We start from the raw sequence: 5,325 nt of genomic DNA, 5'->3' as shown, positions 1-5,325 counted from the left end.
GTCGCGCCGATCACCGAGAGGCCGCCCCAGCCGGCCATCGCCCGCCGGTAGGCGGCGGGTTCGGGGTACAGCCGGCGGACCACCGCGACCGCGCCCGGGGCGGCGAGCGCCGCGCCGGCGCCCTGGACGAAGCGGCCGGCCAGCAGGACGGCGTAGCCGGGTGCGAGGGCGCAGGCCACCGAGGCGGCGGCGAGCAGGGCCAGGCCCCACCGGAGCGTCCGGCGGCCACCGTAACGGTCGGTCAGCCGCCCGCCGAGCAGTAACAGGGCGGCGAAGGAGAGCCCGTACGCGGCGCTGAGCAGCAGCACCTCGGACGGACCGAGCCCGAGCTCCCGGGCGACCAGGGGCAGCGGCACAGTGAGGATCATGATGGTGAAGATCAGGGCGGCCTGGACGACGCCGAGCAGCGCGAAGCTCGACCGGGCCGTCGGCGCGGCGACACTCATGGAAAACTCCCCCCTACCAAATTTTCAAGACCGTTCGGTCCAGAATAAGCCCACCAAAAGACACCGGCCGGGCCGGCCGGAGCTCAGTCCAGCAGGGCCAGCGCCTGTTCGGCGGCGTCCCGCACCCGGGGTGCGCCGTCGGCGGTCTTGCCCACCACCCGGATCCCCTGCAGCAGCACCACCAGCATCCGGGCCAGCGCCCGCGGCTCCCGCCCCGCGGGCAGTTCGCCCTGGGCGTCGGCGCGCAGCAGGGCGGCGGTCAGCGAGGTCTCCAGGTGGTCGTAGCTGGCCTCCACCCGGCGGGCCGCCGCCGCGTCGTGCGGGGCGAGTTCGACGGCCGTGTTGGTGATGAAGCAGCCGCGCTTGCGGTCTTCGCCCTCCATCAGCGCATACCGGCGCACCAGGGCGCGGACGGCCGGCAGCACCGGGCCGGGCTGGGACAGCTCGGCCAGCAGGCCCGGATCGTGCTGCTCGTTGTAGCGCTCCAGCGCACGCAGGTAGAGCTCGTGCTTGCTGCCGAAGGTGGCGTAGATGCTGGCCCGGGCGATACCCAGCCCCTCGACCAGGTCGGCCATCGAGGTGGCCTCGTAGCCGCGCCGCCAGAACAGTTCGAGAGCTGCCTGGAGCGCCGCATCCGGGTCGAATTCCTTGGTTCGCGCCATGACGAGAACGCTAGCCCTTTCCAGACCGATCAGTCAAGAAAGCGCTTGAAGTGGTCCAGACCGATCCCTGACGGAGCATTGCCAAGTGGACTAGACCAAGGCTAGCCTTACCGCCCCATCCCTCCTCCCCCACAGGAGGCGTACCGGCATGCCCGCACATCTGACCCCCACCCCCCGCCAGGCCGTCGAGGCCGCCCGCCCGCTCGTACTGACGGCCTTCCGGATCGTCGTCGGCCTGCTCTTCGCCTGCCACGGCGCCGCCGCGCTCTTCGGCGTCCTCGGCGGCACCAGGGGCGGCGGCACCATCCCGCTCGGCCAGTGGCCGGGCTGGTGGGCCGCACTCATCCAACTCGTCGGCGGCGCCCTGGTGCTGCTCGGCATCGGCACCAGGACGGCCGCCCTGCTCTGCTCCGGCTCGATGGCCTACGCCTACTTCACCGTCCACCAGGAACACGCCCTGCTGCCGCTGCAGAACGGCGGCGAGCCCTCGGTGCTGTTCTGCTGGGCCTTCCTGGCCATCGCGGTGCTCGGCGCCGGCCCGTACTCCCTGGACCGGCTGCTCGCCACCCGCCACCCGGCGGCCGAGCCCAGCCCCCAGCCGACCTCCACGGGCTGAACCTCGCGGGCCGAACCTCGCGAGCTGGACCTCGCGGGCCGAGCTCAGCCCTCCGCGAGGTACCGCTCGACCGTGGCGACCTTGGCGGTGAGGCCGTCGGTGACCCCGGCCCGGTCGTCGATCTTGATGACCGTGCTCACCCGGTCGCTGTGCGCCTTCACCGCCTCGATCGCCGCCCTGATCACCGGCATCACCTCGTCCCACTCCCCCTCGATGCTCGTGAACATGGCATCCGTCCGGTTCGGCAGCCCGCTGGCCCGGACCACCCGGACGGCCGCGGCCACCGCCTCCCCCACGTCCTCGCCGATCCCCAGCGGGGTCACCGAAAAGGCTGCGATCATGACTCTGCACTCCTTGACACCCGACGACACCGGTCGCGGCCCGGACCACTCCGGGCCGCGACCAGGCTAGGGCCCGGGAACGCCCTCCCATCGGACGACCGTCGGGAGCGGCGGTTCGACGGCGAGCGGGGCGCGGGCGCGGGCGCGGTGGTGGGCGCGGGCGCGGTGGTGGGCGGCCCAGGAGGCGAGCGCCAGGGTGCGGGCGTGGTCCAGGTGGTGCAGGGCGGACCAGTCCGGCTCCACCGCCCGGTCGCCGCGCAGCCGTTCCAGGGCGTCCAGCAGGCGGGGCGGGTCAGCGCGACCTCCCCGACCGCGAGCTGGAGGTGCGAGGCCCGCCAGGCGGACTCGACCAGGGCCAGGCCGGCGCCGATCGGCGCCCCCTCGAACAAGGTCCACGGGCCCTGCACACCGGGTGCGCTTCGTCGGCCCGGAGCCTTCGGTTCCCCGGGGGCACCTGCGCGAACGTGGTTCTGGTGCGCGAGGCCCGGCGGGTCGGGGGACCGTCCAGCGCCTTCCACATTCTGTTGAATCACCTCTTGACTCCCCGCCGGGCCCGACCCTACCGTGCTTCCACATACAGAAACCCTTCTTCCGTATGGTGGAAATCAGGAGATGAGCCCTCCGACCCACTGCGGGCCGACGCAGGAGAGAACCGATGCCTCGTATGACAGCCGCCCGCGCGGCCGTGGAGATCCTCAAGCTCGAAGGCGTCGACGTCGCCTTCGGTGTGCCGGGCGCCGCCATCAACCCCTTCTACGCCGCCCTCCAGGCCTCCGGCGGGATCAGGCACACCCTGGCCCGGCACGTCGAGGGCGCCTCCCACATGGCCGAGGGCTACACCCGGGCCAAGGCCGGCAACATCGGCGTGTGCATCGGCACCTCCGGCCCGGCCGGCACCGACATGATCACCGGCCTGTACTCGGCGATCGCCGACTCCGTCCCGATCCTGTGCATCACCGGCCAGGCCCCGGTCGCCCGCCTCCACAAGGAGGACTTCCAGGCCGTCGACATCGCCTCGATCGCCAAGCCGGTCACCAAGGCCGCCACCACCGTCCTGGAGGCCGCGCAGGTCCCCGGCGTCTTCCAGCAGGCCTTCCACCTGATGCGCTCCGGCCGCCCCGGCCCGGTGCTGATCGACCTGCCGATCGACGTCCAGCTGACCGAGATCGACTTCGACCCGGAGGCCTACCAGCCGCTGCCGGTCTACAAGCCGGCCGCCAACCGGATCCAGATCGAGAAGGCCATCGCGCTGCTCCAGGAGTCCGAGCGCCCGCTGATCGTGGCCGGCGGCGGCGTCATCAACGCCGACGCGGCCGACCTGCTGCTGGAGTTCGCCGAGCTGACCGGCGTCCCGGTCGTCCCGACCCTGATGGGCTGGGGCATCGTCCCGGACGACCACGAGCTGAACGCCGGCATGGTCGGCCTGCAGACCTCGCACCGCTACGGCAACGAGAACTTCCTCGCCGCCGACTTCGTCCTCGGCATCGGCAACCGCTGGGCCAACCGCCACACCGGCGGCCTGGACGTCTACACCGCGGGCCGCACCTTCGTCCACGTCGACGTCGAGCCCACCCAGATCGGCAGGATCTTCGCCCCCACCCTCGGCATCGCCTCCGACGCCAAGGCCGCGCTGGAGCTGTTCGTCGAGGTCGCCAAGGAGCTCAAGGCCGCCGGCACCCTCAAGGACCGCGGCGCCTGGGCCGCCTCCACCCAGGAGCGCAAGGCCCGGCTGCAGCGCCGCACCCACTTCGACGACGTGCCGCTCAAGCCGCAGCGCGTCTACGAGGAGATGAACCGCGCCTTCGGCCCGGAGACCCGCTACGTCACCACCATCGGCCTGTCCCAGATCGCCGGCGCCCAGATGCTGCACGTCTACCGGCCGCGGCACTGGATCAACTGCGGCCAGGCCGGCCCGCTGGGCTGGACCATCCCGGCCGCGCTGGGCGTCGCCACCGCCGACCCCGAGGGCCAGATCGTCGCGCTCTCGGGCGACTACGACTTCCAGTTCATGATCGAGGAGCTGGCGGTCGGCGCCCAGCACCGGATCCCGTACGTCCACGTGCTGGTGAACAACTCCTACCTGGGCCTGATCCGCCAGGCGCAGCGCAACTTCGACATCGACTTCCAGGTCAAGCTGGAGTTCGAGAACATCAACGCGCCGGAGCTGGGCGTCTACGGCGTGGACCACGTCAAGGTCGCCGAGGGCCTGGGCTGCAAGGCGATCCGGGTCACCGAGCCGGAGGGCCTGCTGCCGGCCTTCGAGGAGGCCAAGAAGCTGGCCGCCGAGTTCCGCGTCCCGGTCGTGGTCGAGGCGATCCTGGAGCGGGTCACCAACATCTCGATGAGCGGCAGCGACATCGACAAGGTCAACGAGTTCGAGGAACTGGCCACCCTCCCCGAGCACGCGCCGACCGCGATCAAGCCGCTGGCGCTCTGAGAACACCGCCCGGCGGGGGCGTACGAGCCGCTCCGTACGCCCCTGCCAGGCGGAACACCGGCGGGGCCGGCGCGGTTGACCCGTCCTGGGCCGCTACCGTGTGCCCGAGCGACACCCCGCTGCCAACCTGCCGAAAGGACCACCACCGTGAGCCTGTACGAGATCCCGCTGCGCACCCTCGCCGGCGAGCCCGCCTCGCTGGCCGACCACAAGGGCAAGGCGCTGCTGATCGTCAACGTCGCGTCCAAGTGCGGGCTGACCCCGCAGTACACCGGCCTGGAGAACCTCCAGAAGCGCTACGCCGAGCGCGGGTTCACCGTGCTGGGCTTCCCGTGCAACCAGTTCGCCGGGCAGGAGCCGGGCAGCGCCGAGGACATCCAGAGCTTCTGCTCGACCACGTACGGCGTGACGTTCCCGCTGTTCGAGAAGATCGACGTCAACGGTGACGACCGGCACCCGCTGTACCAGCAGCTGACCGAGGTCGCCGACGCCGAGGGCGAGGCCGGTGACATCAGCTGGAACTTCGAGAAGTTCCTGATCTCGCCGGACGGCACCGTGGCCGCCCGGATCCGGCCCCGGGTCGAGCCCGAGTCGGCCGAGCTGACCGCCGCGATCGAGGCCGTGCTGCCGGCCTGACGCCCCCGCCGTGACGGCGGCGGGCCGCCCGCCGCCGTCACAGCAACAGCCTCCGGGCGTTGGCGTGGTCGGCGGCGGTGCCGCTCCACTGCGAGTTGTGCAGCCGGTCGACGACCTCGTGCTGCCAGTTCTCGACGTGCTGGCCGAAGGCGGTGGCCAGGGTGTCGAAGGCCGTCTTGGCGATGGC

At 71.8% G+C, this 5,325-nt stretch carries 7 protein-coding genes; 3 read left to right on the top strand and 4 right to left on the bottom strand.

The features are described from left to right. Both BG452_RS29275 and BG452_RS29270 read right to left on the bottom strand, forming a co-directional pair. Window positions 1–446: MFS transporter (locus BG452_RS29275; protein ID WP_188307368.1), on the bottom strand; the 446-nt coding region annotated here is incomplete at its 3' end. An 83-nt stretch (window positions 447–529) separates the two neighbouring features. Then, a complete protein-coding gene (locus BG452_RS29270; RefSeq protein WP_188307367.1) occupies window positions 530–1,108 on the bottom strand; it encodes a TetR/AcrR family transcriptional regulator in 579 nt (192 codons plus the stop codon). Between the two features lie 148 nt (window positions 1,109–1,256). Between BG452_RS29270 and BG452_RS29265 the strand changes: the two genes are divergently transcribed. Further along, window positions 1,257–1,724, top strand: coding sequence for a DoxX family protein (locus BG452_RS29265; RefSeq protein WP_188307366.1), 468 nt, complete (start codon window positions 1,257–1,259; stop codon window positions 1,722–1,724). A gap of 44 nt (window positions 1,725–1,768) precedes the next feature. Here the strand turns inward: BG452_RS29265 and BG452_RS29260 are convergent, their stop codons facing one another. Beyond that, window positions 1,769–2,065, bottom strand: coding sequence for an MTH1187 family thiamine-binding protein (locus BG452_RS29260; RefSeq protein WP_188307365.1), 297 nt, complete (start codon window positions 2,063–2,065; stop codon window positions 1,769–1,771). A 66-nt stretch (window positions 2,066–2,131) separates the two neighbouring features. After that, window positions 2,132–2,308, bottom strand: coding sequence for a hypothetical protein (locus BG452_RS29255; protein WP_188307364.1), 177 nt, complete (start codon window positions 2,306–2,308; stop codon window positions 2,132–2,134). A gap of 412 nt (window positions 2,309–2,720) precedes the next feature. Here BG452_RS29255 and gcl point away from each other — a divergent pair, with 412 nt between their 5' ends. Together gcl and BG452_RS29245 are read left to right on the top strand one after the other, a co-directional pair. Continuing rightward, window positions 2,721–4,502 carry a glyoxylate carboligase gene (gene gcl, locus BG452_RS29250; protein WP_188307363.1) on the top strand — a complete coding sequence of 594 codons (1,782 nt, stop codon included), beginning with the start codon at window positions 2,721–2,723 and terminating at the stop codon, window positions 4,500–4,502. A 147-nt stretch (window positions 4,503–4,649) separates the two neighbouring features. Then, window positions 4,650–5,138 (top strand): glutathione peroxidase, encoded by a 489-nt coding sequence (locus BG452_RS29245; protein ID WP_188307362.1) that lies wholly within the window; start codon window positions 4,650–4,652, stop codon window positions 5,136–5,138. Window positions 5,139–5,325 lie beyond the last annotated feature (187 nt).

Origin of the sequence: Streptomyces sp. CBMA123 (assembly GCF_014596465.1) — a bacterium.
Classification (GTDB): domain Bacteria; phylum Actinomycetota; class Actinomycetes; order Streptomycetales; family Streptomycetaceae; genus Kitasatospora.
Note: the sequence above shows the minus strand (reverse complement) of the source record. Positions and strands in the feature narration are given on the sequence as shown.

Excerpts from the sequence above, each read along its gene's own strand:
- BG452_RS29270 (WP_188307367.1), bottom strand. The coding sequence starts at position 1,108 with ATGGCGCGAACCAAGGAATTCGACCCGGATGCGGCGCTCCAGGCAGCT.
- BG452_RS29265 (WP_188307366.1), top strand. The coding sequence starts at position 1,257 with ATGCCCGCACATCTGACCCCCACCCCCCGCCAGGCCGTCGAGGCCGCC.
- BG452_RS29260 (WP_188307365.1), bottom strand. The coding sequence starts at position 2,065 with ATGATCGCAGCCTTTTCGGTGACCCCGCTGGGGATCGGCGAGGACGTG.
- gcl (WP_188307363.1), top strand. The coding sequence starts at position 2,721 with ATGCCTCGTATGACAGCCGCCCGCGCGGCCGTGGAGATCCTCAAGCTC.